This window comes from Streptococcus sp. HMSC10E12 (assembly GCF_001807855.1).
In the GTDB taxonomy this organism is placed as follows: domain Bacteria; phylum Bacillota; class Bacilli; order Lactobacillales; family Streptococcaceae; genus Streptococcus; species Streptococcus salivarius.
In genome coordinates this window covers 171,886-195,739 of record NZ_KV791087.1, presented here as the reverse complement: position 1 = coordinate 195,739, position 23,854 = coordinate 171,886, and the positions used below count along the sequence as shown (strand labels likewise).

Annotated in this window: 23 protein-coding genes; 6 read left to right on the top strand and 17 right to left on the bottom strand. The window is 40.2% G+C overall.

Translation table 11 applies throughout. The features are described 5' to 3' along the window. Nucleotides 1-3: 3 nt before the first annotated feature. The 6 genes from glyA to add all read right to left on the bottom strand — a co-directional run bounded on the left by glyA (nt 4) and on the right by add (nt 5,677). Nucleotides 4-1,254: a serine hydroxymethyltransferase gene (gene glyA, locus HMPREF3112_RS04090; RefSeq protein WP_002891158.1), complete on the bottom strand. Its 1,251-nt coding sequence runs from the start codon at nt 1,252-1,254 to the stop codon at nt 4-6. A gap of 92 nt (nt 1,255-1,346) precedes the next feature. Then, complete coding sequence (locus tag HMPREF3112_RS04085; protein ID WP_048675511.1) at nt 1,347-1,952, bottom strand: L-threonylcarbamoyladenylate synthase; 606 nt, start codon at nt 1,950-1,952, stop codon at nt 1,347-1,349. Beyond that, nucleotides 1,939-2,772, bottom strand: a complete 834-nt coding sequence (prmC, locus tag HMPREF3112_RS04080; RefSeq protein ID WP_022496713.1) for a peptide chain release factor N(5)-glutamine methyltransferase — start codon at nt 2,770-2,772, stop codon at nt 1,939-1,941. The genes HMPREF3112_RS04085 and prmC overlap by 14 nt, the downstream gene beginning before the upstream one ends. Beyond that, a complete protein-coding gene (prfA, locus tag HMPREF3112_RS04075) occupies nt 2,769-3,848 on the bottom strand; it encodes a peptide chain release factor 1 (RefSeq protein ID WP_004182370.1) in 1,080 nt (359 codons plus the stop codon). Before prfA ends, prmC begins: the two co-directional genes overlap by 4 nt. A 37-nt stretch (nt 3,849-3,885) precedes the next feature. Then, nucleotides 3,886-4,482 carry a thymidine kinase gene (locus HMPREF3112_RS04070; RefSeq protein ID WP_048675509.1) on the bottom strand — a complete coding sequence of 199 codons (597 nt, stop codon included), beginning with the start codon at nt 4,480-4,482 and terminating at the stop codon, nt 3,886-3,888. Nucleotides 4,483-4,666: 184 nt separating this feature from the next. Then, entirely contained in the window at nt 4,667-5,677 is a 1,011-nt protein-coding gene (add, locus tag HMPREF3112_RS04065; RefSeq protein ID WP_070438282.1) for an adenosine deaminase, read from the bottom strand. 173 nt (nt 5,678-5,850) lie between these two features. Here add and yghU point away from each other — a divergent pair, with 173 nt between their 5' ends. The 4 genes from yghU (at nt 5,851) to HMPREF3112_RS04045 (ending at nt 8,930) form a co-directional block, all read left to right on the top strand. Continuing rightward, nucleotides 5,851-6,639 (top strand): glutathione-dependent disulfide-bond oxidoreductase, encoded by a 789-nt coding sequence (gene yghU / locus HMPREF3112_RS04060; protein ID WP_070438278.1) that lies wholly within the window; start codon nt 5,851-5,853, stop codon nt 6,637-6,639. An 80-nt stretch (nt 6,640-6,719) separates the two neighbouring features. Next, the gene (locus tag HMPREF3112_RS04055) at nt 6,720-7,664 is read left to right on the top strand and encodes a DHH family phosphoesterase (protein WP_048675503.1); all 945 of its coding nucleotides are present in this window, start codon (nt 6,720-6,722) and stop codon (nt 7,662-7,664) included. After that, entirely contained in the window at nt 7,651-8,583 is a 933-nt protein-coding gene (locus HMPREF3112_RS04050; RefSeq protein WP_048675500.1) for an FAD:protein FMN transferase, read from the top strand. Before HMPREF3112_RS04055 ends, HMPREF3112_RS04050 begins: the two co-directional genes overlap by 14 nt. 104 nt (nt 8,584-8,687) lie before the next feature. Next, nucleotides 8,688-8,930 carry a type B 50S ribosomal protein L31 gene (locus tag HMPREF3112_RS04045; RefSeq protein ID WP_003093591.1) on the top strand — a complete coding sequence of 81 codons (243 nt, stop codon included), beginning with the start codon at nt 8,688-8,690 and terminating at the stop codon, nt 8,928-8,930. 125 nt (nt 8,931-9,055) lie between these two features. Here HMPREF3112_RS04045 and HMPREF3112_RS04040 read toward each other — a convergent pair whose 3' ends face one another. The 5 genes from HMPREF3112_RS04040 to gyrA form a co-directional block, all read right to left on the bottom strand. Next, entirely contained in the window at nt 9,056-10,318 is a 1,263-nt protein-coding gene (locus HMPREF3112_RS04040) for an NRAMP family divalent metal transporter (protein ID WP_070438276.1), read from the bottom strand. A 140-nt stretch (nt 10,319-10,458) separates the two neighbouring features. Next, complete coding sequence (locus HMPREF3112_RS04035) at nt 10,459-11,427, bottom strand: DUF1002 domain-containing protein (RefSeq protein ID WP_013990439.1); 969 nt, start codon at nt 11,425-11,427, stop codon at nt 10,459-10,461. A gap of 114 nt (nt 11,428-11,541) precedes the next feature. Then, nucleotides 11,542-11,943 carry an SMU1112c/YaeR family gloxylase I-like metalloprotein gene (locus HMPREF3112_RS04030; RefSeq protein ID WP_022496718.1) on the bottom strand — a complete coding sequence of 134 codons (402 nt, stop codon included), beginning with the start codon at nt 11,941-11,943 and terminating at the stop codon, nt 11,542-11,544. Nucleotides 11,944-11,980: 37 nt separating this feature from the next. Beyond that, nucleotides 11,981-12,742, bottom strand: a complete 762-nt coding sequence (locus HMPREF3112_RS04025; protein WP_004182361.1) for a class A sortase — start codon at nt 12,740-12,742, stop codon at nt 11,981-11,983. Continuing rightward, nucleotides 12,742-15,210 (bottom strand): DNA gyrase subunit A, encoded by a 2,469-nt coding sequence (gyrA, locus tag HMPREF3112_RS04020; protein ID WP_070438273.1) that lies wholly within the window; start codon nt 15,208-15,210, stop codon nt 12,742-12,744. The genes HMPREF3112_RS04025 and gyrA overlap by 1 nt, the downstream gene beginning before the upstream one ends. Nucleotides 15,211-15,430: 220 nt before the next feature. On the opposite strand from gyrA, the gene HMPREF3112_RS04015 reads away from it, so the two are divergent. Next, complete coding sequence (locus HMPREF3112_RS04015; protein ID WP_004182038.1) at nt 15,431-16,417, top strand: L-lactate dehydrogenase; 987 nt, start codon at nt 15,431-15,433, stop codon at nt 16,415-16,417. Between the two features lie 95 nt (nt 16,418-16,512). Here the strand turns inward: HMPREF3112_RS04015 and nox are convergent, their stop codons facing one another. The 6 genes from nox to HMPREF3112_RS03985 form a co-directional block, all read right to left on the bottom strand. Continuing rightward, nucleotides 16,513-17,886, bottom strand: a complete 1,374-nt coding sequence (gene nox / locus HMPREF3112_RS04010) for a H2O-forming NADH oxidase (protein ID WP_070438270.1) — start codon at nt 17,884-17,886, stop codon at nt 16,513-16,515. A 283-nt stretch (nt 17,887-18,169) separates the two neighbouring features. Next, nucleotides 18,170-19,708, bottom strand: a complete 1,539-nt coding sequence (locus tag HMPREF3112_RS04005; protein WP_070438260.1) for an ABC-F family ATP-binding cassette domain-containing protein — start codon at nt 19,706-19,708, stop codon at nt 18,170-18,172. 138 nt (nt 19,709-19,846) lie between these two features. Then, nucleotides 19,847-20,377: an ECF transporter S component gene (locus HMPREF3112_RS04000; protein WP_014634628.1), complete on the bottom strand. Its 531-nt coding sequence runs from the start codon at nt 20,375-20,377 to the stop codon at nt 19,847-19,849. Further along, nucleotides 20,367-21,224, bottom strand: coding sequence for a pyridoxamine kinase (locus tag HMPREF3112_RS03995; protein WP_070438257.1), 858 nt, complete (start codon nt 21,222-21,224; stop codon nt 20,367-20,369). The genes HMPREF3112_RS04000 and HMPREF3112_RS03995 overlap by 11 nt, the downstream gene beginning before the upstream one ends. Continuing rightward, nucleotides 21,225-21,734 carry an ECF transporter S component gene (locus tag HMPREF3112_RS03990; protein ID WP_002891181.1) on the bottom strand — a complete coding sequence of 170 codons (510 nt, stop codon included), beginning with the start codon at nt 21,732-21,734 and terminating at the stop codon, nt 21,225-21,227. 137 nt (nt 21,735-21,871) lie between these two features. Beyond that, on the bottom strand, nt 21,872-22,402 hold the full coding sequence (locus HMPREF3112_RS03985) for a DUF5067 domain-containing protein (protein WP_070438254.1): 531 nt from the start codon (nt 22,400-22,402) through the stop codon (nt 21,872-21,874). Nucleotides 22,403-22,561: 159 nt separating this feature from the next. On the opposite strand from HMPREF3112_RS03985, the gene HMPREF3112_RS03980 reads away from it, so the two are divergent. Beyond that, entirely contained in the window at nt 22,562-23,827 is a 1,266-nt protein-coding gene (locus HMPREF3112_RS03980) for an aminotransferase-like domain-containing protein (RefSeq protein ID WP_070438251.1), read from the top strand. The last annotated feature ends 27 nt before the right edge of the window (nt 23,828-23,854 follow it).

Below are 23,854 nucleotides of genomic sequence, written 5' to 3'. Positions count from 1 at the left end.
TTTTTAATAGAGTGGGAAGGCATCTGTAAGAGCTTTAACTTCTCCACGAATGCGTTCCAAAACTTCAGGTTTATCGTGATTTTCCAAAGCTTCAACCATTAATTCAGCAATTTTACGGCTCTCAGCTTCACCCATACCACGACTTGTAATGGCTGGACTACCAACACGGATACCAGATGTCTTGAATGGAGACAATTGCTCGTAAGGAATACCATTCTTGTTCAAAGTAATATTAACTTCTTCAAGAACGTTTTGTGCAACTTTACCATTTTCAACAACTTTAGTCACATCAACCAAGAAGAGGTGATTGTTAGTTCCACCTGAGATAACACGGAAATCTGGATGTTGATTGAAAACATCCGCCATGGCAGCAGCATTCTTGATAACATTTTCACCATATTCCTTAAAGGCAGGATCAAGTGCTTCTTTAAGAGCAACAGCCTTAGCAGCAATAACGTGTTCCAATGGTCCACCTTGCAAACCAGGGAAAACCGCAGAATTCAATTTCTTAGCGATATCTTCATCATCAGTCAAAATCAAACCTCCACGAGGACCACGAAGTGTCTTGTGGGTTGTTGTTGTTGTCACATGTGCATGAGGAACTGGACTTGGATGATGACCAGAGGCTACAAGACCAGCAATGTGAGCCATATCTACCATGAGGTAGGCACCTACAGCATCAGCAATTTCACGGAATTTAGCAAAATCAATGATACGTGAGTAAGCTGAAGCCCCAGCCACGATGAGTTTTGGTTGTACTTCTTTAGCTTGAGCCAGAATAGCATCGTAATCAAGAAGTTCAGTTTCTTTATCAACGTTGTAAGCCACAAAGTTATAGGTCTTACCAGAGAAGCTAACTGGTGCACCATGTGTCAAGTGACCACCCGCTGACAAATCCATTCCCATAACCGTATCACCTGGTTGAATCAAAGACATGTAAACTGCTGCATTAGCTTGGCTACCTGAGTGAGGTTGCACATTGGCAAATTTTGCTCCAAAAAGTTCTTTGGCACGCTCAATAGCAAGTGACTCAACCACATCAATCACGTCTGTACCACCATAGTAACGTTTACCTGGATAGCCTTCTGCATACTTGTTAGTCAAGAGTGTTCCTTGAGCAGCCATTACAGCTTTAGATACCACGTTCTCAGAGGCAATCAACTCAATATTGTTTTGCTGACGTTCAGCCTCGGCATCGATGGCGTTCCATAGTTCAGGGTCAAATGCTTTGTAATCTTCTTTATCAAAAATCATAGAGGTCTCCTTTGAGGTCTAATGGGGTTCAATCAACTCACCCACATACAGTCGGAAATTATCTCACACTTCCATAGGTCTCTGTTAGTCATTTATTCTATGGTCAACTCGGGTAGAGCCGCCAATAGGTCTTCTTTTGTAATCTTCCCTTGTCTGAGAATCCTAGCAGGTGAGACCGACAAATCCAAAATTGTCGAATCTACACCTAACAAGGCATCATCATCTTGATAGCCAGTCACCTGAAAATCAAATTGGTCTCTTATTTGGTCAAAATAACGACCACTAGCCTTCCCAGACTTATTGGCTGAGGGACCAATCAAAGGCCCTTCTGCTTGAATCAGTTCTCTAGTAACAGGATGGTCTGGCAAACGGAAGCCAACCGTCGCCAATCCTGAATTAATCCACTTGGGTACTTGGTCATTAGCCTTTAAAATTATAGTCAAAGGTCCAGGCAAAAAAGCATCATAAATTTTTTTGAGATAGTCGGGCTGCTCTTTCGAATAAGACAGGATATCTTCATAAGAAGCGACATTCAAATTCATGGCTTTATCTCTAGGACGATTTTTCAGCTCATAGACATGGTTCACAGCACTCTCATCCAAAGCCTTAGCAAATAAACCATAGACAGTCTCTGTAGGAAGAACGACTGCGCCACCGTCAGACAAGATTTCTCTTAACACTTTCTTATTTTTCATCATCCATCACGACCATTCTATCTTGTCCAAATTGGTCCTTAAGGACACGCACTCGCTTATCTGGAAAATGTAGAGACAAGAGCTTTTTCAAATCCATTCCCTGCTTATAGCCGATTTCAAAGTAGAGCTTTCCACTAGGAGTCAAATACTTATATGCCTCCTCAATAATCTGTCTATAAATGGCAAGTCCCTCTTCATCAGCAAACAAGGCCATCTTTGGCTCGCTCGCCAAGACATTGACCCCAACTTCGTCCTTATCGTTTTCAGAAATATAGGGAGGGTTTGACACAATGATATCAAAACTACCAGAAATATTTTTGAAAACATCTGATTGAACAAAGCTGATGGCTACCTGATTTAGCTTAGCATTCTCCTTAGCAAGTACTAAGGCATCAGCTGACAAGTCACTAGCTGTTACTTGCCAAAGGGGGCGACTCTTTTTCAGAGATACCGAAATAGCACCACTCCCAGTTCCAATATCAAGAACCTTAAAATCTGTGCTTGGATTTTCCGCTAAAATCAAGTCCACTAGTTCTTCAGTTTCAGGACGTGGAATCAAGACACGCTCATCAACCTGAAAACGTAAACCATGAAAGTCTTCATAGCCCAAGATATACTGGGCAGGCTTGTGATTCTTTAGTTGGCTAAATACATGAGCTAATAGCTCAGCATCTTCCTCTGAAACTTCCTGACGCAATTGAAGAACAAAATGAGTCAAGTCCCACTGCTTCAAACCACGATAAACAAAGGAAAGGGCCTCTGGCTCTTCTCCAACTGCCTCAAGCTGCTTCTCATAGTCAGCCAGAACATCCGCTAGAATCATTTGTTAAGCTCTTCCAATTTTTGAGTTTGATCGTAAAGAACAAGAGCATCAATGACTTCATCCATTTTCCCAGCCAAAATCGTATCTAATTTTTGAAGGGTCAAACCAATACGGTGATCCGTTACACGGTTTTGTGGGAAGTTGTAAGTACGGATACGTTCTGAACGGTCCCCTGTACCAACAGTAGATTTACGCTCAGCATCTTGTTCATCTTGAGCGATTTGTGCAAAGTGGTCCGCAACACGCGCACGGATAATCTTCATGGCTTTATCACGGTTCTTCTGTTGCGTACGTTCTTCTTGCATCTCTACTTTGATTCCAGTAGGAATGTGAACCATACGAACCGCAGTCGCAACCTTATTGACGTTCTGACCACCAGCACCAGATGCGTGATAGATATCGACACGAAGGTCCTTAGGATCAATTTCGTACTCTACTTCTTCAACTTCTGGCATAACCAAAACAGTTGCTGTCGAGGTATGAACACGACCTTGGCTCTCAGTCACAGGCACACGTTGTACACGGTGTGCTCCTGATTCATATTTGAGTTTTGAGTAGACTGATTGTCCTGAAACCATGGCAACCACTTCTTTGATACCACCAACACCATTGTAAGATGCTTCCATAACCTCAAAGCGCCAACCTTGTGTTTCTGCGTATTTTTGGTACATAGCTAAAAGGTCACCTGCAAACAAGGCAGCTTCATCACCACCTGCGGCTCCACGGATTTCGAGGATAATATTCTTGTCATCATTAGGGTCTTTTGGCAAGAGAAGAATTTTCAAACGTTCTTCATACTCTTCTTTAGCGGCTTTGGATTCTTTAAGCTCTTCCTTAGCCATTTCTTCCAAATCAGGATCACCGCTTGCTTCCTTAATCATCTCTTCAGCATCTGAGATACTTTGGATGACTTGCTTGTACTCACGGTAAGCTGTCACCGTTTCACGAGTATTTGCTTCTTCACGTGACAACTCCATGAATCGTTTAGTGTCTGAAACGACTTCAGGGTCACTAAGCAATTCACCCAATTCCTCATAACGGTCTTCAACCGCTTGTAACTGATCATAAATATTCATTTGTTATCTTTACTCCTTATATAACTAATAGTCGTTTTTAGGCCTTATTCAAAGGGATTATGTTTTCTTGAGGTGGATTAAACCAGTGCTTTCGACAAACGGAGATATAACTCTCGTGTCCTCCAATTTGAACTTGTGCTCCCTCATAAACTGGCTTCCCATCCTCCATACGAAGGACCATGGTTGCTTTTCTCGAGCAATAATGACAAATGGTCTTGATCTCATCAATCTTATCAGACAAAAGCAAGAGATATTTAGAACCTTCAAAGAGATTGTTCTGAAAATCATTTTTGAGACCAAAAGCCATCACTGGGATACCTAACTCATCAACAATTCGTGCCAAATCATAGACATTCGCACGGGTCAAAAACTGAGCCTCATCAACTAAAACACAGTAAGGTCGTGGATCCATATTAGCAATGTAACCAAAAATATCCGTATCATCACCAATAGGATAGGCCTTCCGCTTCATGCCAATACGACTAGAGATATAGCCGACCCCATCTCGATTATCCAAACGACTGGTCAACAATACTACTGGTTTCCCTTGTTCTTCGTAATTATAGGCAACCTTAAGAATTTCAATGGATTTCCCAGAATTCATGGTGCCGTAGCGAAAATAAAGTTGTGCCAAACCAGTCTCCTCTAAAATATGTATTGTACTTATTTTATCATAATTCCAAGCGTAAAAGGGAGGGAGACTGAACAATTTTTGAAAAAAGTTCGCCTCTCTCCCTTATTTTTATGATAGGTTTGACTGATGTTCCAATTGGCTCAATTTTATCACCTTTATAAAGTTTCGATAGTCTATTTACTTCCTATGAATAGGCTTTAGCCAATTTTTCAAGAAGTTCTTCTTTCTCCTCATCGCTGGCAAATGAAGCTTCAATTGCCGTCTTATTATGAGCATAAAAGTCTTGAACTGAGCTATCAAAATGCTTGTGATAGAGTTCGTACTCTTTGGTCAGGTTTGTATCAGAAACGGTACGATTGTCCGTATTAATAGTAATATTAGCCCCTGCCGCTTTCATTTTTAGATAAGGAAAATCAGTAACTGTAACAGCTGCCTTGGTCTGGAGATTACTTGTTAAACATAACTCTCCTGTGACACCATTTTTGACAAACTCTTCCAAAAGCTCGGGCTCTTGAGCCAAAATCGTTGCATGGCCATTACGCTTAATTCCCATGGCAATCGACTCAGCCAAAAAGGCAGGGCAACCACACTCACCAGCATGAAAAGTCATCGGACGGTTGTAACTTTGAACTTGTTCAATCAAAGGTTTAATCGCTTTAGGTCCATAATGATGCTCATCTCCAGCAAAATCAAAACCAACAAAGTCACTATTGCCAACATCATTTGCTTCATCAAGAATACGAGCCGTTAATTCTTGATCTGATTGGCGCATGCCACAAACTAGGGCCTTGGCTACAATACCAAATTCTTCTTGAGCTTGACGTAAGCCTTGACAAACAGCATCAATGGTTTCAGCGACAGTCAATCCCTTATCCATTGACAATTCTGGAGCAAAACGCACTTCAATATAGATAACATTTTCAAGAGCAGCCTGTTTAGCGACATCATAAGCCGCAATAGTCAAAGCTTCCTTTGTTTGAAGCAAAGGACGAATATAATCAAAAGCCTCAAGATAATCTAGGAGACTCTCACAGGTAGCTGGTGCTATCACATGGTGTTTGAGCTCCGCATCATCCTCTGGTAACTCAATCTTTGCCAAGTCAGCTAAGTGACGAATGGTTTCCAACGATAGTGAACCATCCAAATGGCAGTGTAGTTCTGTTTTAGCCAACTTATGAAAATCAATAGCAGTCATTCTTTTCTTCCTCTCTAAACAATATGTTTTTATCAGATAAAAATTAATTTTTACTATCTTATCATTCTTATAGAAAAAGTCAAGGTGTCGCGCCTAATCGGACGTAGTAGATTCTTGAAATGCCATTAGCATTTTGTTAGGATGTAACTATCAAGAATACAAGGAGAAACTTTATGTCTGACTATATTTTACCAGAAGTTTGGGAAAACCCAACCTCTATGGGAGGTGCCTGGGGTAGCCTCAATCAACCTACAGCTGGTGCACGTTTTGAACAAACTTTACCTAAAGGTGACCAACCTTTCCAACTCTATACTCTTCCGACACCAAATGGTATCAAGGCAACTATCATGCTGGAAGAATTGAAAGAACTTGGTGTGACTCAAGCAGGTTATGACGCTTATCGTATTAAGATTGGTGATGGTGACCAATTCGGCTCAGACTTTGTTTCAATCAATCCAAACTCAAAGATTCCAGCCATGATGGATTACTCTGAAGACCAACCGATTCGTGTCTTCGAATCAGCTAACATCCTCCTTTACTTGGCTGAAAAATTTGGCAAACTCATTCCAACTGATCACGCAAAACGTACAGAAGTTCTCAACTGGCTATTTTGGCAAACAGGTGCTGCTCCTTTTCTAGGTGGTGGTTTTGGGCACTTCTTCCACTATGCACCTGAAAAAATCGAATATGCCATCAACCGTTTTGCCATGGAAGCCAAACGCCAACTTGACTTGCTTGATAAAGAATTAGCAACCAAACCTTATATTGCTGGCGATGAATATACTATCGCTGATATCGCTATCTGGTCTTGGTATGGCCGTCTTGCTCAAGATAAGATTTGGGATAAGGCTGGTATTTTCCTTGATGTTAAAGAATACAAGCATCTTCAAGCTTGGACTGAAAAAATTGCCGACCGTCCAGCAGTTAAACGAGGACTTGAAGTCGACTATAAAGAGATCTAATTTTTATAACGGTTTGCCTAGGCTAACCGTTTTTCTATTGTTTCATGATATAATAGAAGCAAAATCACAAGGAGACATTCATGACTGTATTTCAAGCTATTTTAGAAAAAATCAAAGCCTACGACACTATTATTATTCACCGCCACCAAAGACCTGACCCTGATGCCATCGGTAGTCAGGTAGGACTGAAGGAAATTTTAAAAACAAACTTTCCAGATAAAAAGGTTCTTGCGACAGGTGTCAATGAACCCACCTTATCTTGGATTGCTGAGATGGACGAGGTAGCTGATCAAGACTATGAAGGGGCACTTGTTATTGTTACCGATACTGCCAACACCCCTCGTATCGACGACGATCGTTATGATAAAGGTGACTTCATTATCAAAATTGACCATCATCCTAACGATGATGCCTACGGTGACCTTCTACTTGTTGATACGACTGCTTCAAGTGCTAGCGAAATTGTGACAGACTGGGCCCTCAGCCTTGGTCTTTCCTTGTCAGATGCTGCTGCTCGTGTTCTCTACAATGGTATTGTTGGCGATACAGGTCGCTTCCTCTTTCCATCTACTACTCCTAAAACACTTCAAATCGCGGCTAAACTTCGTGAATACGACTTTGATTTTGCAGCAATGGCTCGTCGTATGGACAGTTTTCCTTTCAAAATTGCTAAACTACAAGGTTATGTTTTCGATAATCTAGAAGTAGATGAAAATGGTGCAGCTCGAGTTGTCTTGACACGAAAGATTTTGGATGAATTCAATGTCACTGATGCTGAAAGTTCTGCCATTGTTGGAACTCCAGGCCGTATTGATTGTGTCGAATCTTGGGCTATTTTCGTAGAGCAGCCTGAAGGACATTACCGTGTCCGTCTACGTAGTAAAAGCATTGTCATCAACGAGATTGCCAAACGCCATGATGGTGGCGGCCACCCACTAGCTAGTGGGGCCAATTCCTACAGCTTAGAAGAAAACGAACAAATCTATCAAGAAATCAAGGATACAGTTGCCCATGCAACTCACTAATCGTCGTGTACGTCTCATGGGAACTGTGATTGACGTCTCTATCTATCATAAAGAACCAGAACCCCTGCTAGACCAAGTTGAAGCACTTCTACATACCTACAATAAGCGCTTCTCAGCCAATGACGACAGTTCCGAACTCATGAAAATTAACAAGGCAGCAGGCTTACATTCGGTGACGGTTCACCCAGAGCTTTTTGAACTTATTGCTCTTGGAAAATGGCATAGCTGCCAACCTGGAAGTCACCTTAACATTGCCATTGGACCTCTCATTCAGACTTGGCGCATTGGTTTTTCAGATGCCAAGTTGCCTCTGCCTGAAGAAATTCGTCCGCTCCTGCAAATTATCAATCCCAATGCCATTGTTCTATCCGAGGAAAATCAAAGCGTTTTTCTCAAAGAAAAAGGGATGAAAATTGATCTTGGTGCCCTGGCAAAGGGATATATTGCAGATCGTATTGCAGATTTTCTTAAAGCGGAAAAAGTGACCAGTGCCCTAATCAATCTTGGAGGTAATGTTCTAACCTTTGGACCAGCTCTCCATAATCCTGATAAAAAATGGCGGATTGGTATTCAAAATCCCAAGGAGACTAGAAACACAAATCTTATGGTGCTTGCTATAAGAGACCAATCTATTGTCACTTCAGGAATCTATGAACGCACTTTTGAAATAAATGGCAAAACCTATCATCATATTTTCGATAGTCAAACTGGCTACCCTGTCTCTAGTGATCTAGCTAGTCTTACCATCATTTCATCCCTCTCAGTCGATGGTGAAATTTGGACGACACGTTTATTTGGCTCAAGTCTAGAACGCATTTTCCAGGAAGTTAGTTCACAACCAAATCTTGAAGCTATCATCGTTGATAAAGATAATCGATGCTTTCAGACAAGTGGCATTTACAAAATGCGAATTTCCTAAAAAATAGTAAAAAAGACTTGTCAAGAAGACCACCTTTTGATAAACTAAAATAGTTAAAAAACTATGGTGCGGAAAGTACCATGGCAGAAAGGAAATATTTTAACATGAAAAAAGATATCCATCCAGATTACCGTCAAGTAGTATTCATGGACACAACTACTGGTTACCAATTCCTTAGCGGTTCAACTAAACACTCAAACGAAACAGTTGAATTCGAAGGTGAAACTTATCCACTTATCCGTGTAGAAATTTCATCAGATTCACACCCATTCTACACTGGCCGTCAAAAATTCACTCAAGCAGACGGACGCGTGGATCGTTTCAACAAAAAATACGGTCTCAAATAAGCAACATCTTGTTGTTAAGCCATTCCAATTGGAATGGTTTTTTTGTATTCTCTTGGCTATAATCTCTCCTACTCCCCTCCTTTAAAATAAAAAAACAGCTTCCATATGTAAACCGTTTAATCCTATTAACCTGCTTTACCAATAGCCAAAGCCCAGATAAAGAAGAGGGCAAATCCGAACAAGAAAATCAAACCTGCAATAGCAAGTCCTTTCAACCAAGTTGGAAGGTCTCTCTTTGCTTTTGTAACAAGTACATAATTCAAAAGCGCGAAGAAAGGTGTTGTAAGGAATGAACCAATCATGGCAAAACGAAGCATTATTGCTACTTGACCTTGGAAGAAGAAAATAATGATGAGACCAAGAATAGCTGTCAATGTCATCCAAACATTCAATGGTGTTTGATTTTTTTCTTTTTGGTTAAACAAAAGACGAAGAGAAATCTCGTTAACACGTGAATAACCATCGATAACAGTAATCACAGTACCAAAGATACACAAGAAAGCGATAAAGGTAATCAAATAGTGTGACCACTCACCAAGTACTGAGGCATACATACCAACAAACTGAGCAATATACTTAGCTGATGCTGCTTCTACTGGTTTACCAGTTGGATACTGGATAAGAGCACCGAGTGCTACAAAGAATACTGCAAGAATAGCTGTTCCGATGAAACCAACGTTAAAGTCAAAGAGGGCATCATCAGTGTTAAAATCAACCGTTTTCTTTTTCTCTGCTGACCAAAGTGAGTTAATGGCTGAAATTTCAATTGGAGCTGGCATCCATCCAAGAAGTGAAACGATAAATGGAAGGGCTGCTAACTGCCATGGTGTTTTTTCAACGAAGTCAGCACTATACTCTGGGTGTTTGATTGCTGCAATAATAACTGCTGCTACTGTTGCGATAGTCAAGGCTGACATGATCCATTTAGCCATGCCATCAAGAAGTTTGTAACCACCAAAGAGTAACATACCCCAAATGATTGCAACCAAAATGATTGACCATGTGGTAATACTCAAACCAAGCATTGGAAAGGCACTAGCAATGATAGCTGAACAAAGAATAGAAACTCCCGCAGTATTAACCAAGGCTGAGAAGACATTCAAAATGAAGAATACCCAAAGATAGAATTTACCTTTCTCAGCATAACCTTCAACAAGGGTTTTACCTGTATCTGCGGTATACTCAGCACCAAAACGGAAGAATGGGTATTTGAAGAGGTTAGCTAGAATAACCAAGCCTAACAAGGCCCATCCATAAGAACCACCAGCTTGGGTTGATGAAACGATATGGGAACCACCTACGGCCGCTGAAGCCATTAGGATACCAGGTCCCATTGCTTTTATTTTACTACGCCAGGTAGACTGACTAGTTACACTTGTTTGTGACATAAGAGAATCTCCTAAAACAAATTTTCAGAATAATCTGAATTGATGTTTACCATTTTACACAATTGTTGGAATAATTTCAATAGTGTTTCACATATTTTCTGAAAAATAGAAAAAAGCCATCCAAACGGATAGCTCTTTTACTATTTAGAAAGTCCCGTAAAGAAATCTACGATAGCTTGCCAAATTTGTGCAAAGATATTTTTGCTGTTCTCAACTGCTTTGTTGGCATTAAAGTTTAGGTTGATTCCAGAGAAGGTATTACCAGCTTTCGAAACGATAGAATCTTTAAGTGAACTCAAGGTTGACTTAAAGCTAGCACTGTCAATGATTGAAGACTTAGATAAATTCATAGCAAAATTCACCAGAAGGTTAATTTGCGTATCAGAAAGATCCAAGTTGTAATTATTGATTGTCTGCTGAACAATCGTTTTAGCTTGGTCTTCAGTCAACTTATCCCCTTTATCAGCAACTGCTGACTTAATATCAGTCATAGCTACATTAAGCTTGTCTGCATCATAGTCACTCTTGCCTGAATTTTCCTCATTAATTTGAGAAAGGGTTTTAAGTTCCTCTTGTGCAAGCTCTTTGCTTTCATCTGAGACCTTAGCCCCATTTTGCTCAAGGGAATAGTAAATACCAGCCAAGGCACTTTCTCCAGTAACTGCGATTGGTGCTGCTACGGTAATCTTAGCATGTTCGATACCAAGTGTCGTTGCAGCATTACGGTACATATCTGGAGTGATTTTCGTGATATTTTGCGGTGTCACAATCTCTACACTCAAGGTTTCCTTAGCACCTAGCTTAGCAATCTTAACTGAAGAATATAGCTGAAGACTAGAATCGTCAGCAACGTTCATGATATTCGCATATGCAGATGTCGTCAAGGTCTTGACATTAGTATCCTTACTACTGTCATACCCTAACAAATTCAAGGTTTCATTACGCTGCTCTTCCGACAATGAATAACCCATCACATAGTCTGGTTGAACATAAGATTCATCAATAACCTTTTGGACTTGTGATGATGTTGCTGCTTGAGCAACCGAGGTGAAGGCTGTTACTGAAGCCAATAAAGCCATCCCAGTAACAAGAAGTTTTTTCAATTTCATGTGTGTTTCCTTTCGAAAATAGAATATTATTCCATAATCTCCTAAAGGACGACTGGCTATGAGTCCAATCGTGAATTTATTATACCATGACTTAAAAAATTAAGGTCAAAAAAACTACTCGTGTAACTCCAAGGGAAGACCATCTGGATCAGCAAAGAAAGTCATCTTTTCACCGGTAAAAGTATCCTTGCGAATAGGTTGGCAGGAAATTCCCTTTGCTTCTAAACTCTTGACAACCTCTTCAATATTAGTCACTCTGAAAGCTAAATGCCGTAAGCCACAGGCCTCAGGATAAGACGGACGTTTAGGTGGCTCCACATAGTTCGGATCACTGGTCTTATTGCCAAAGATTTCAAGTTCTATATCCCCACAACGTAGGTCTAACTTATAATCATGACGTTCTGGACGGTGATTTTCCCGAATAATCTCAAAACCAAGTTTATCGACATAAAAATCTCGAGACAACTCATAATCAGAAACAATAATAGCAACATGGTGCACTGTATTAAAAAACATATTTTCCTCCATAGAAAAAGGCCCTAAGGCCCCTTTCTTAACTTTGAAATTGATTGTATGACTTATTAAAGGCCTCAATAATATCTGAACTTGCCTTGTCAAAATCTACCTGTGATTTCAATTCACCTTTGACGATTGTACGCTGAGTTGCTTCAGCATCCGTACAAGTTACCAAAGTAACTTCAGACTTGCCTGGTGTATCATCAACCACTGCTACTTCAGTTGGTTGAACAACCTTGACCTCACTAATGACATAAGTATAGACCTTATTCTTATCCGTAAGATAAATTTTCATGCCTTCCTTAGCCTTATCTAGTGGTGAAAATAGCATGTCAGATGCACCAGCAATACCAAAGACGTGGTGACTAGCTAGTGAATAGTTGTTTTCACCACCCATGACTTGGTCTTCTTTCATAGTTCCTGCACCGTAAGTCAACTCTGTGTTGCCAAGTCCTTTGAAAATAGGAAGATTGATACCCACCTCTGGAATGGCAATACCCCCAACAACTGGAAGTTCTTGAGCATCCATCTGAGCTTGTAAGACAGACTCTGTGCTAATTGATTTAACGGTATCAAAGTCAAAGCTCGTCTTAGCTTCCTTGTTTTTCTCAATAGTCTTTTTAGAAACCTTGCTCACTTGATACTTATTGGTATTCCAAGCAATTACTGTGTTTCGAATAGACTTATTGAAAATCAAGGCTAAACCAACAACCAAGAGAACAACAATCAACACCCAGCGAAGAATATCCAGCCACTTACGGCGTTTTTTTGTTGCTTTATTTTTCTTATCTTTGCTCATTAGTTGTCACCACTTTCTTGGTCTTCGGAAGCTTGTTCAACTTCTTCTGGCTCAACTAAAGCAAAGGTTACAATACGAGCAGAGTCATCCAAACGCATGACCTTAACACCTTGAGTGGCACGACCAGTTTGAGAGATATTAGCAACGGCAGTACGGATGATAACACCTGTATCTGTGATGACCATGATATCCTCATCACCAGACACTGTGACAATACCTGCTAGGTTACCATTCTTCTCTGTGATATTAGCAGTCTTGATACCTTTACCACCACGTCCCTTCGTTGGGTATTCAGTAGCTGAGGTACGCTTACCGTAACCTTTTTCAGTGATAATCAAGACTTCTTGGTCTTCTGTAATGGCAGCTGCACCAACAACTTGGTCACCATCACGAAGAGTTACCCCTTTAACACCGGCAGCCATACGGCTCATGCTTCGAATAGTGTCCTCTTTGAAGCGTACACTGTAACCAAATTTGGTACCAATGACAATTTCTTCATTACCAGTAGTCAAGAAGACATTGATTAGCTCGTCACCTTCTCTCAATTTCAAGGCAATCAAACCGTTTTGACGGATGTTCTTAAATTCTGCTTCTTTGGTACGTTTAACCAGACCTTGGCGAGTTACAAAGACAAGGTGATTATTTTCAGAAGCTTCATCGCTCTTAGCGTTAATGACTGTTTGAATGGTTTCACCTTCGTCCAACTTCAAGAGATTGACAATAGGTAAGCCTTTAGCTGTACGACCATACTCAGGGATTTCATACCCTTTGAGACGGTATACACGTCCCTTATTGGTCATGAAGTAAAGGTGATCATGAGTGCTTGTTGAGACAATATCTCGAACAAAGTCATCATCGTTAACACCAGTACCTTGGACACCACGTCCTCCACGTTTTTGTGAACGGAACTCGTCTTGGGCTAAACGTTTAATATATCCCTTGTTTGAAAGAGTGATAACAACATCTTCTTCTTCGATGAGATCCTCATCCTCAAGAGAAACGACTTCTCCGACCATAAGCTCTGTACGACGAGCATCTGCGAATTTACGCTTGCTTTCGTCCAATTCTTCCTTGATGATAGCAATGACACGTTCTGGTTTTGCCAAAATATCAGCTAAATCAGCAATCAAGGCAAGGAGATCATTGTACTCATTTTGAATCTTATCACGTTCCAAACCTGTCAAACGACGCAAACGCATATCAAGAATAGCTTGACTTTGACGTTCTGTGAGTTCGAAGCGAGCCATCAACTCAGCTTGAGCCTCAGCATCAGTTTGACTGTTACGGATAATCGTAATCACTTCATCCAAATGATCAAGAGCAATCAGCAAACCTTCTAAAATGTGGGCACGTGCTTCAGCCTTATCCTTGTCAAACTGTGTACGACGAACCACAACTTCTTGTTGGTGCGAAATATAGTCAGCCAAGATTTGACGCAAGGAAAGGATTTTAGGAACACCCTTTTCAATGGCCAACATGTTGAAGCTAAAGTTAGTCTGAAGTTGCGTTAATTTGAACAAATTGTTCAAGATAACATTGGCCGAAGCATCACGACGCACTTCGATGACAAAGCGTACCCCTTCACGAGAAGACTCGTCACGGACTGCTGTGATCCCCTCAATACGTTTTTCTTGTGCCAAACGAACGATATGTTCATGGACCTTGGTCTTATTGACCATGTAAGGAAACTCAGTGACAACAATACGCTCACGACCTGATTTAGTTGTTTCAATTTCGGTACGCGAACGAAGAACAATAGAGCCCTTACCAGTCTCATAAGCACGGTGAATACCAGATTTCCCCATGACCAAGCCTCCAGTTGGAAAGTCTGGTCCAGGAAGAACTTCCATCAGTTCACGCGTTGTGACTTCAGGATTATCCATCATCAATTTGACAGCATCAATCGTTTCCGCCAAATTGTGTGGTGGAATGTTAGTTGCCATACCAACGGCAATCCCTGTCGCACCATTGACAAGAAGGTTGGGAATACGTGACGGAAGAACAATTGGCTCACGTTCTGATCCATCATAGTTATCTTGAAAATCTACAGTATTCTTGTTAAGATCACGTAGCATTTCCAAGGCGATTTTAGACATACGCGCCTCAGTATAACGCTGAGCAGCAGCCCCATCTCCGTCCATAGAACCAAAGTTCCCGTGACCATCAACCAACATGTAACGGTAGCTCCACCATTGTGCCATACGGACCATGGCTTCATAGATAGATGAATCCCCGTGTGGGTGATATTTACCCATGACATCCCCGGTGATACGGGCAGATTTTTTATGCGGCTTATCAGGTGTCACCCCAAGCTCATTCATTCCATAAAGAATACGACGTTGTACAGGTTTTAAACCGTCACGAACATCTGGAAGAGCACGAGACACGATAACACTCATGGCATAATCGATAAAGCTCGTCTTCATCTCAGACGTCAAATTAACGTCAATTAAATTATTATCTTGCACTCTAAAAATGCCTCTTTTCTTTCATTCAAATCATTCCAAACTCTAATAAAAGAGTATAGAAAATTTCTATAATATTATACCATAAAACGCTTTATTTTTCAGTTAGGTAAAACGCTTTCATCTATTATTTACTTAATATTTCGTGACATCCATCACTTAAAGTGGTAGAATAAGCAGTGTACGGGGTAACCCAATTAAAAAATAAGGAGATGTTTAGCCCATGACTGCAACTAAACAACACAAAAAAGTCATCCTCGTTGGTGACGGTGCCGTAGGTTCATCTTACGCTTTCGCACTTGTAAACCAAGGTATCGCTCAAGAACTTGGTATCATCGAAATTCCACAATTGTTCGAAAAAGCTGTTGGTGATGCGCTTGACCTTAGCCACGCGCTTGCTTTCACTTCACCTAAAAAAATCTACGCAGCTAAATACGAAGACTGTGCGGATGCTGACCTTGTAGTTATCACTGCTGGTGCTCCACAAAAACCAGGTGAAACTCGTCTTGATCTTGTTGGTAAAAACCTCGCTATCAACAAATCTATCGTTACTCAAGTTGTTGAATCAGGCTTCAAAGGAATCTTCCTTGTAGCAGCTAACCCAGTTGACGTATTGACTTACTCAACATGGAAATTCTCAGGATTCCCTAAAGAACGCGTTATCGGTTCAGGTACTTCACTTGACTCAGCTCGTTTCCGTCAAGCACTTGCTGAAAAACTTGACGTTGACGCTCGTTCAGTTCACGCCTACATCATGGGTGAACACGGTGACTCAGAATTTGCCGTTTGGTCACACGCTAACATCGCCGGTGTAAACCTTGAAGAATTCCTTAAAGATAAAGAAAACGTTCAAGAAGCTGAATTGGTTGAATTGTTCGAAGGTGTTCGTGATGCCGCTTACACAATCATCAACAAAAAAGGTGCTACATACTATGGTATCGCCGTAGCTCTTGCACGTATCACTAAAGCTATTCTTGACGATGAAAATGCAGTACTTCCATTGTCTGTATTCCAAGAAGGTCAATATGGTGTAAGCAACGTCTTTATCGGTCAACCTGCTATCGTAGGTGCACACGGTATCGTGCGTCCAGTGAACATCCCATTGAACGATGCTGAACAACAAAAAATGAAAGCTTCTGCTGATGAATTGCAAGCTATCATTGATGAAGCATGGAAAAACCCAGACTTCCAAGAAGCTTCAAAAAACTAATTTGACATTAGTTAAATAAAAGTCTCCACTAGGAGGCTTTTTTCGTATTTCAAAAAAGAAAAAACAGCTAATTCAGTTGAATTAGCTGTTTCAGATTATTTAGCTGAGATAGCTGCTTTAGCAATATAGCTAAGCGGTTGGTTAAAGTGTGGCAAGAAGAACAAATCAAGCAATTGAAGACGATCGATAGTTACACCTTCTTGGATAGCCAATGAGAACATGTGGATTCCCATAGAGATGTCCATACGTGATACCATTTGAGCACCAAGAACTTTACGTGTATCTTTGTCATAGACAATCTTGATTGTAACGTCTTCATTTTCATCTTCCATGAAGGCAGCTTTTTGAAGATCTGTTGATTCTACTACTGCTGGATTGAAACCAAAGCGTTTTGCTTTTTCTTCTGTCAAACCAGTAGATACCATGTTCAAACCATAGATTGAAATACCATTTGATCCTTGAACACCGTTTGATTCAACATCGCCACCACCGGCATTATGACCACCGACAATACCTGAGCGAACAGCGTTTGAAGCCAAGGCAATGTAGTTCACATCTTCAAGGGCATTGTCATAAACGGTAGCACAGTCACCAACTGCATAAACGTCTTGGATTGATGTTTCTTGTTTCTTATTAACAAGGTAAGCCCCATTACGGAATGTTTCCAATTTACCAGCACCAAGAGCTGTGTTAGGACGGAAACCTACTGCAAGGACAACCATGTCGACATCGTAAGTATTTTTATCAGTGACGATACGTTCAACTTTAGTGTCACCTTCAACTGCCTTAACAGTTTCACCAAATGCCAATTTAATACCGTGGCTTTCCATATTTTTAGCCATAAGTTCAGTCAAGTCATGGTCGTAATAACCTGCCAAACATGTATCAACAACGTCGATAAGGATAACTTCTTTACCGTGACGTTGGAAAGCTTCAGCCAATTCAACACCAATGTAACCAGCACCTACAACCGCTACACGTTTGATATCTTGAGATTTGTCGTTCAACTTATCAATAACTTCTTGAGCATTTTGGAAAAGTTTAACGAATTGAAGGTTTTCAAGTGTAGCTTCGAAAGTACGGCTACCTTCTTTAATCTCAGCACCTTCGATTGGAGGCAAAATTGGTTGTGAACCAGTAGCCAAAATCAATTTGTCATATGATTCAACATGTTCTTTACCATCAACAAGGGCTGTAACAGTTTTACCGTCAAAGTCAATAGACTCAACTGGTGAGTTCATATAAACTTTTGCACCCTTGCTTTCAAGGCCTTCTTTGGTGGCATAGAAAAGGCCATCAGAACCTGAGATTTGATTACCAATCCAAAGAGCCATACCACAACCCAAGAATGAAATGTTAGAGTTTTGGTCGAAAACAACTACTTCATTTTGGTCTCCGTAATTATCGAGAATAGTATTGATACTAAAAGTACCAGCGTGGTTAGCACCAACAACTACGATTTTTGACATAAGTTTATCCAACTTTCTTTTGATAATAGTTTACTATTCAATTCTACCATAATCAGAAAACGGTTACACCTTTTATGCTCAGACTTTGTTACTTTTTGAACAAATTAAGTTTCTGTGCTCTAAAACCCAAATAGGATACGTCAAAATATGTAGAAAATCGCTTTACGACGCTACCTTCCTCAATACCATCTCTCTTATCAAATCGTAGTAAGTCTACTTTGCTTTAAAATATAAAAAAGAGTGAGGAACTTTCTCTTTAGAGAATGTCAACACTCTTTTATCTCTATACTAACTCATTAAAATCCCAAACGTCTGTCCAACCTTCATAAAATTCTGGTTCGTGACATACCATAAGGATACTGCCCTTGAAGGCCTGAAGGGCACGCTTCAATTCATCCTTGGCGTCAACATCCAAGTGGTTGGTAGGTTCATCCAGAACAAGAACATTATTTTCACGATTCATAAGGAGACAGAAGCGAACTTTAGCCTGTTCCCCACCAGAAAGCACTTGAATTTGGCTTTCAATATGCTTAGAGGTTAATCCGCATTTGGCTAGAGCCGCACGGACCTCAGCTTGATTTAAGGCTGGGAAGGCATCCCAAACCGCTTTAAGAGGCGTCTGACGTGACCCTTCTGCTTCTTGCTCGAAGTAACCTAGGTCAATAAAGTCACCTTTTTCAACTTCTCCTTCGAGTGGTTGAATAATACCAAGCAAGCTCTTAAGCAAAGTAGTCTTACCGATACCATTGGCACCCACGATAGCTACTTTTTGATTACGTTCGAAGGTTAGATTCAAAGGAGCCTTGGTCAAAGGGCGGTCGTAACCAATAACGAGGTCTTTGGTTTGGAAAATAAAACGTCCAGGTGTACGACTTTCCTTGAAATGGAATTCAGGTTTTGGCTTCTCAGCCTGCAACTCAATAATTTCCATCTTATCCAATTTCTTCTGACGAGACATGGCCATATTTCGAGTAGCAACACGTGCCTTGTTTCGGTTAACGAAATCTTGAAGGTCTGCAATTTCCTTTTGCTGACGTTCATAGGCAGCTTCTAATTGAGCTTTCTTCATAGCATAGACAGACTGGAAATTGTCATAATCACCTGCATAGCGAACCAAGTCTTGATTTTCAACATGATAGACAATGTTAATCACATCGTTTAGGAACGGAATATCGTGCGAAATAAGAACAAAAGCATTCTCATACTCTTGGAGATAGCGTTTAAGCCAGGCGATGTGTTCAGCATCCAAATAGTTTGTTGGCTCATCAAGGAGCAAGATATCTGGTTTTTCAAGCAATAATTTAGCCAAGAGAATTTTGGTACGTTGACCACCTGAAAGATCCGTTACATCTGTATCCATACCAAAATCCATAACACCCAAGGCACGAGCAACCTCATCAATCTTAGCATCTAGGGTATAGAAATCACGAGTCTCCAATCGATCCTGAAGCTCACCTACTTCTTCCATCAGAGCATCGACATCAGCACCCTCATCAGCCATAGACATGTAAATCTCATTGATTCGCTCCTCAGTCTTAAAAAGCTCATCGAAAGCCGTCCGAAGGACATCACGTACGGTCATTCCCTTTTCAAGAACAGCATGCTGATCCAAGTAACCCGCTGTCACATACTTAGACCATTCCACCTTACCTTCATCAGGTTGCAATTTTCCAGTAACGATAGACATAAAGGTTGATTTTCCTTCACCGTTAGCACCAACAAGACCGATATGCTCACCTTTGAGCAATCGGAATGAAACATTTTCAAAAATGGCACGGTCACCAAATCCGTGACTAAGATTTTTGACTTCTAAAATAGACATAGCATATCTGGACTGAACCTTCCTTCAGCCCTTTCCTTTCTTGACATTAACTTTACTATTTTACCATTTTTTAGTGAAAATTTGGACCTCTGCTTCTGGAAAATTAAAAAGAAAAAGCAGGACTAACCTGCTAAATCTTTAGTTTCTCTGTAAAATACGTTTGAAGACAGGATAGAGGAGAGGGACCGCAATGATCGTCACTACTGATGTTCCAAAGGTTCCACCAATTTTAGTAAGTGCCAATACCATAGCTGCATTGAGTGGTAAAGCCGCAACAACACTATTAATAATCGTATACTTAACAAAATTCAAAATAATTTTGGTTACTGCCGCTATGACTCCAATGATTATGATGTTAGCCATTTTGTCATTTGATTTTAGAAGCTTTTCAAAAACAAGATAGAGAACATAACAAACAATCAAAGATTCTAAAATAGTAATCCAAACCTCAGCAGCATAGCCATTGAAAATATCAAATAGCCCTAACCCTACTGTTGCGACTAGCGCACCTTTTCTGGCACCGAAAATCAAAACAGCAATCACAACTAGGGCATTTCCCAGATGGACAAATTGAGGTCCAAAAGGAATACGAATAAACTGTACACTCACAATAATTAAAGCTGCATACAAACTTAATTCAACTAATTCACGTGTTTTATCATTTTTCATTTTTCTCCTCCAATAGGGCATTAAAACCACTGAATAAATAACCGATATGGGGCTCATAGCAAAGACCATATTTTAAAGGACGACCAGAGGACAGTGTTGACGAGAGAACCCTATCCATGACATCCAAGGCTAAATCACAAACCTTTAGTATATCAAGATTATAAAAGTAACCTGCTGATAAGATTGCCGTTAGTAAATCGCCGCTTCCATAAAAATGATAGCGATAACGTTTTTGCATGCGATAAATCGTTCGATTAGTCTCTTTATCAAAATAAGCCAACCCAATTTTATCTGTCTCAAATGAGATACCTGTCAAAATAACTTTTCTAGGTCCAAGCTTGGTCAACTCTCTCAGAAGCTTTTCAATAGTGGCATCATCATAGGAACCTTCTTCAAGATAGGGAGTATCCGTCAAAAAGGCAGCTTCTGTCAGATTAGGAATGATGACATCTGCTTGTTGACAGAAAGCTTTCATGGCTTCTACATAGTTTCTATCAAATCCTTGATAGAGACGACCATTGTCACCCATAATAGGGTCAACAAATAGAGCTATCTGTTTATCGCGAGCCAATTGACCTACACATTTTAGTGCTTCTTCTGACTTAAAATAACCACTCACAAGGCCATCTACTATAAAATCCAAGTGCTCCCACTGCTTACAAAATCCCTTTAGGTCATCCGTAAGATCCCGTACATAGATATTTTCAAACTCTCCTGTATGCGAAGATAAAAGAACTGTTGGTAAAGGAAGGACTTCAGTTTGACAAGCTGACATGATAGGGAGGCTACTAGTTAAAGCAACCTTACCTAGACCAACCAGGTCATTGGCAACAATTACTTTGGTCATCTATTTTCCTTCCCAGGTCTTTTTAAACTGTTTAACAAAACCTGTATGGAAATAAATGTAGTAGGCGACTCCTAAACCAAGAATAGCAGCTACAATGTCAAAAGGAATCTTCATAATAGCATAGGCAGGCGTACCATAGATAAAGGCCCTTCCTAAGCCATATCCGACTAAGTCAATAATAGCCCCAATCAAGAGACCTAAAGCTGCCCTAGACTTGCTCAATTTTCCTAAGCGTCCTCCAACAATGAGTGCAATAGCGAGAACTTGAAGGCTGTGTGTTACTAGAGTTACCCACATAGGAAGAGGGTAAAAAAGAAAATCTCCAATAAAAGAACCTACTCCGGCAATAATAACTGCTTCTGTAGGTGGGAAAATTAAACCAACTAGGAAAATAATAATCCCGTTAAAATAGAAATGACCTCCTGGCACTGGAATAGATAAGAGACTCGAGCTCAAAATAATAACAAGTGCCATGAAAAATGCAGAAATGGTTAAACGTTTCGCTGACATAGCTAAAACTCCTTAGTCAATAAATATAGTATAAGTTTATGAAAATTCTGACGATTAAACAAGATAGTATTTTCGTTACTGTATGGGTACAGATTTAAGGCAATAAAAAACACCACAGATTCATGTGGTGATAAGACTTATTGAGCTTTTTTATCAAAGTATTTGACAGGTGCCTTTTCAAGATTTTGTAGTGAAAGCTTGGCAGTCGCGTTTGCCTCAGTACCGTAATCAGAGAAATCAATGCTAAGATCATGATCAAAATCTGCAACGGCATAGTCAACAACGATTTCTTTAACTTCCTTAGGAGCAATCTTGGTCTTATTTGCAATTTTATCTCGGTCATCATCTTTAGAAAAGACAATAGTAGCAACCTTAACTTCTTCCTTTTCTTGTTTCACATCAAGGACCACCTTCATCAAAAGAGTGTAGGCATTCATAGTTTCTTTACTTGAGTTGCTAAGTTTATAGTGAACGCGTACAGCTTTTTGACCTTCTGGTGATTCGATTTTAGTTGCAGAAAGAACTTGTACACTAGCATCTTGTCCTGTAAATAGCATTTTGTTTTTATCGTAGGTCCAAGTAGGCTCTTTCTCTGGTGTGCAAGCTGACAAACCGATAATGGTTAAGCATGCAAGAGCCAGAAGTCCTAAGATTTTCTTAAAAGTCATTCTTACAATCTCCTTAAACTTGTTTGGGATGGAAATTTAGTATTTCCTAATAACCTTTTTATTATGTCAAAATCTAATAATCTTGTCAAATGTCTCCAGACATCTTGCTCTCAGAGGACAAGTAGGGTACAATAAGGAAAAATCTGTAAGGGGTCAGTTATGAGTATTTATCAAGATATTGTCGAGACCATCATCAAAGATATCCAAAATGGTACTTTGGAAAAAGGGAGTAAGCTCCCCTCTATTCGTCAACTAAGCCAGACTTATGCCTGTAGTAAGGATACAGCTCAAAGAGCACTCTTAGAACTCAAGTATCAAAACTATATTTACGCCGTACCCAAAAGTGGCTATTACGTCCTTGAAGGTCGCAACGAAGTCGATAATAAGGTTCTTCTCAACCTTAACGACTACAATCAATTGGCCTACGAGGATTTTAAGCTTTGTTTGGATGAAAGTTTGGCGGGGCATCAGGACTACCTCTTCAACTATTATCATGAACAGGCCGGACTCAAAGATTTGCTTGAAGCCCTAAAGAGTCGATTAATAGCTGACGATATTTATGTCAATTCGGATCAGATTGTCATAACCTCAGGAAGCCAACAGGCCCTCTACATCCTGTCACAGATGGATTTTGGTAATGGGGGCTACAAAATTCTCTTAGAACAACCCACCTATCATCGCATGAACCAGCTCGTCAACCGTCAGAATCTAGCTTACGAGACGATTAACCGTGGTTTTGATGGTTTAGATTTTGACCGCTTGGAAGAGTACTTTACATCTGGACAGATTAAGTTCTTCTATACCATCAGTCGTTACTCCAACCCTCTTGGATTAAGCTATTCTGCCAGTGAAAAAGAAAAGCTAGCCCAACTTGCCAATCAGTATAACGTTTATATCGTCGAGGATGACTATATGGGAGACTTTAGCGATAGTAAAAATCTCCCGATTCACTACTATGACACCCAAAATCAGACCATCTACATCAAATCCTTTTCCATGGCTCTTTTTCCAGGTTTACGTCTAGGTAGCCTTGTCTTACCTCCTAATCTTAAGCCTACCTTTTTGAGCCACAAGGGACTTATTGACTATGATACCAATCTCATCATGCAAAAAGCACTTTCCGTTTATCTCGAAAATGGCATGTTCCAAAAAAACATTAAGAAACTTGGTGACCTCTTTCAACAAAACATGGCTAAAAGTCAAGCAATCATTGACAAATCTAAGGTTAGCATTCCTTATCAGATTTCTCCTAGACATGTGACTTGGCAACTTCCTAAGGAGTTTTCACTCGAAAAATTCAAAGCCCACAAGCAGATTCGCTTTTTAGAATCCTCCTTTATTAGACCAACTTCTGAAACTTATCTGCAAGTAGGTCATGGACAGGAACTGGAATCCTTTATAAAACTTTTAAAAAAGACAAAGTGACAATTAGACACAAAAAAAGCCATCGCT

Excerpts from the sequence above, each read along its gene's own strand:
- HMPREF3112_RS04025 (WP_004182361.1), bottom strand. The coding sequence starts at position 12,742 with ATGAGCAAAGATAAGAAAAATAAAGCAACAAAAAAACGCCGTAAGTGG.
- HMPREF3112_RS03995 (WP_070438257.1), bottom strand. The coding sequence starts at position 21,224 with ATGACCAAAGTAATTGTTGCCAATGACCTGGTTGGTCTAGGTAAGGTT.
- yghU (WP_070438278.1), top strand. The coding sequence starts at position 5,851 with ATGTCTGACTATATTTTACCAGAAGTTTGGGAAAACCCAACCTCTATG.
- HMPREF3112_RS04055 (WP_048675503.1), top strand. The coding sequence starts at position 6,720 with ATGACTGTATTTCAAGCTATTTTAGAAAAAATCAAAGCCTACGACACT.
- HMPREF3112_RS04000 (WP_014634628.1), bottom strand. The coding sequence starts at position 20,377 with ATGAAAAATGATAAAACACGTGAATTAGTTGAATTAAGTTTGTATGCA.
- HMPREF3112_RS03985 (WP_070438254.1), bottom strand. The coding sequence starts at position 22,402 with ATGACTTTTAAGAAAATCTTAGGACTTCTGGCTCTTGCATGCTTAACC.
- HMPREF3112_RS04035 (WP_013990439.1), bottom strand. The coding sequence starts at position 11,427 with ATGAAATTGAAAAAACTTCTTGTTACTGGGATGGCTTTATTGGCTTCA.
- prfA (WP_004182370.1), bottom strand. The coding sequence starts at position 3,848 with ATGAATATTTATGATCAGTTACAAGCGGTTGAAGACCGTTATGAGGAA.
- HMPREF3112_RS03980 (WP_070438251.1), top strand. The coding sequence starts at position 22,562 with ATGAGTATTTATCAAGATATTGTCGAGACCATCATCAAAGATATCCAA.
- add (WP_070438282.1), bottom strand. The coding sequence starts at position 5,677 with ATGACTGCTATTGATTTTCATAAGTTGGCTAAAACAGAACTACACTGC.
- HMPREF3112_RS04040 (WP_070438276.1), bottom strand. The coding sequence starts at position 10,318 with ATGTCACAAACAAGTGTAACTAGTCAGTCTACCTGGCGTAGTAAAATA.
- HMPREF3112_RS04030 (WP_022496718.1), bottom strand. The coding sequence starts at position 11,943 with ATGTTTTTTAATACAGTGCACCATGTTGCTATTATTGTTTCTGATTAT.
- HMPREF3112_RS04050 (WP_048675500.1), top strand. The coding sequence starts at position 7,651 with ATGCAACTCACTAATCGTCGTGTACGTCTCATGGGAACTGTGATTGAC.
- HMPREF3112_RS04015 (WP_004182038.1), top strand. The coding sequence starts at position 15,431 with ATGACTGCAACTAAACAACACAAAAAAGTCATCCTCGTTGGTGACGGT.
- HMPREF3112_RS04085 (WP_048675511.1), bottom strand. The coding sequence starts at position 1,952 with ATGATGAAAAATAAGAAAGTGTTAAGAGAAATCTTGTCTGACGGTGGC.
- glyA (WP_002891158.1), bottom strand. The coding sequence starts at position 1,254 with ATGATTTTTGATAAAGAAGATTACAAAGCATTTGACCCTGAACTATGG.
- prmC (WP_022496713.1), bottom strand. The coding sequence starts at position 2,772 with ATGATTCTAGCGGATGTTCTGGCTGACTATGAGAAGCAGCTTGAGGCA.
- HMPREF3112_RS04005 (WP_070438260.1), bottom strand. The coding sequence starts at position 19,708 with ATGTCTATTTTAGAAGTCAAAAATCTTAGTCACGGATTTGGTGACCGT.
- nox (WP_070438270.1), bottom strand. The coding sequence starts at position 17,886 with ATGTCAAAAATCGTAGTTGTTGGTGCTAACCACGCTGGTACTTTTAGT.
- HMPREF3112_RS04045 (WP_003093591.1), top strand. The coding sequence starts at position 8,688 with ATGAAAAAAGATATCCATCCAGATTACCGTCAAGTAGTATTCATGGAC.
- HMPREF3112_RS03990 (WP_002891181.1), bottom strand. The coding sequence starts at position 21,734 with ATGTCAGCGAAACGTTTAACCATTTCTGCATTTTTCATGGCACTTGTT.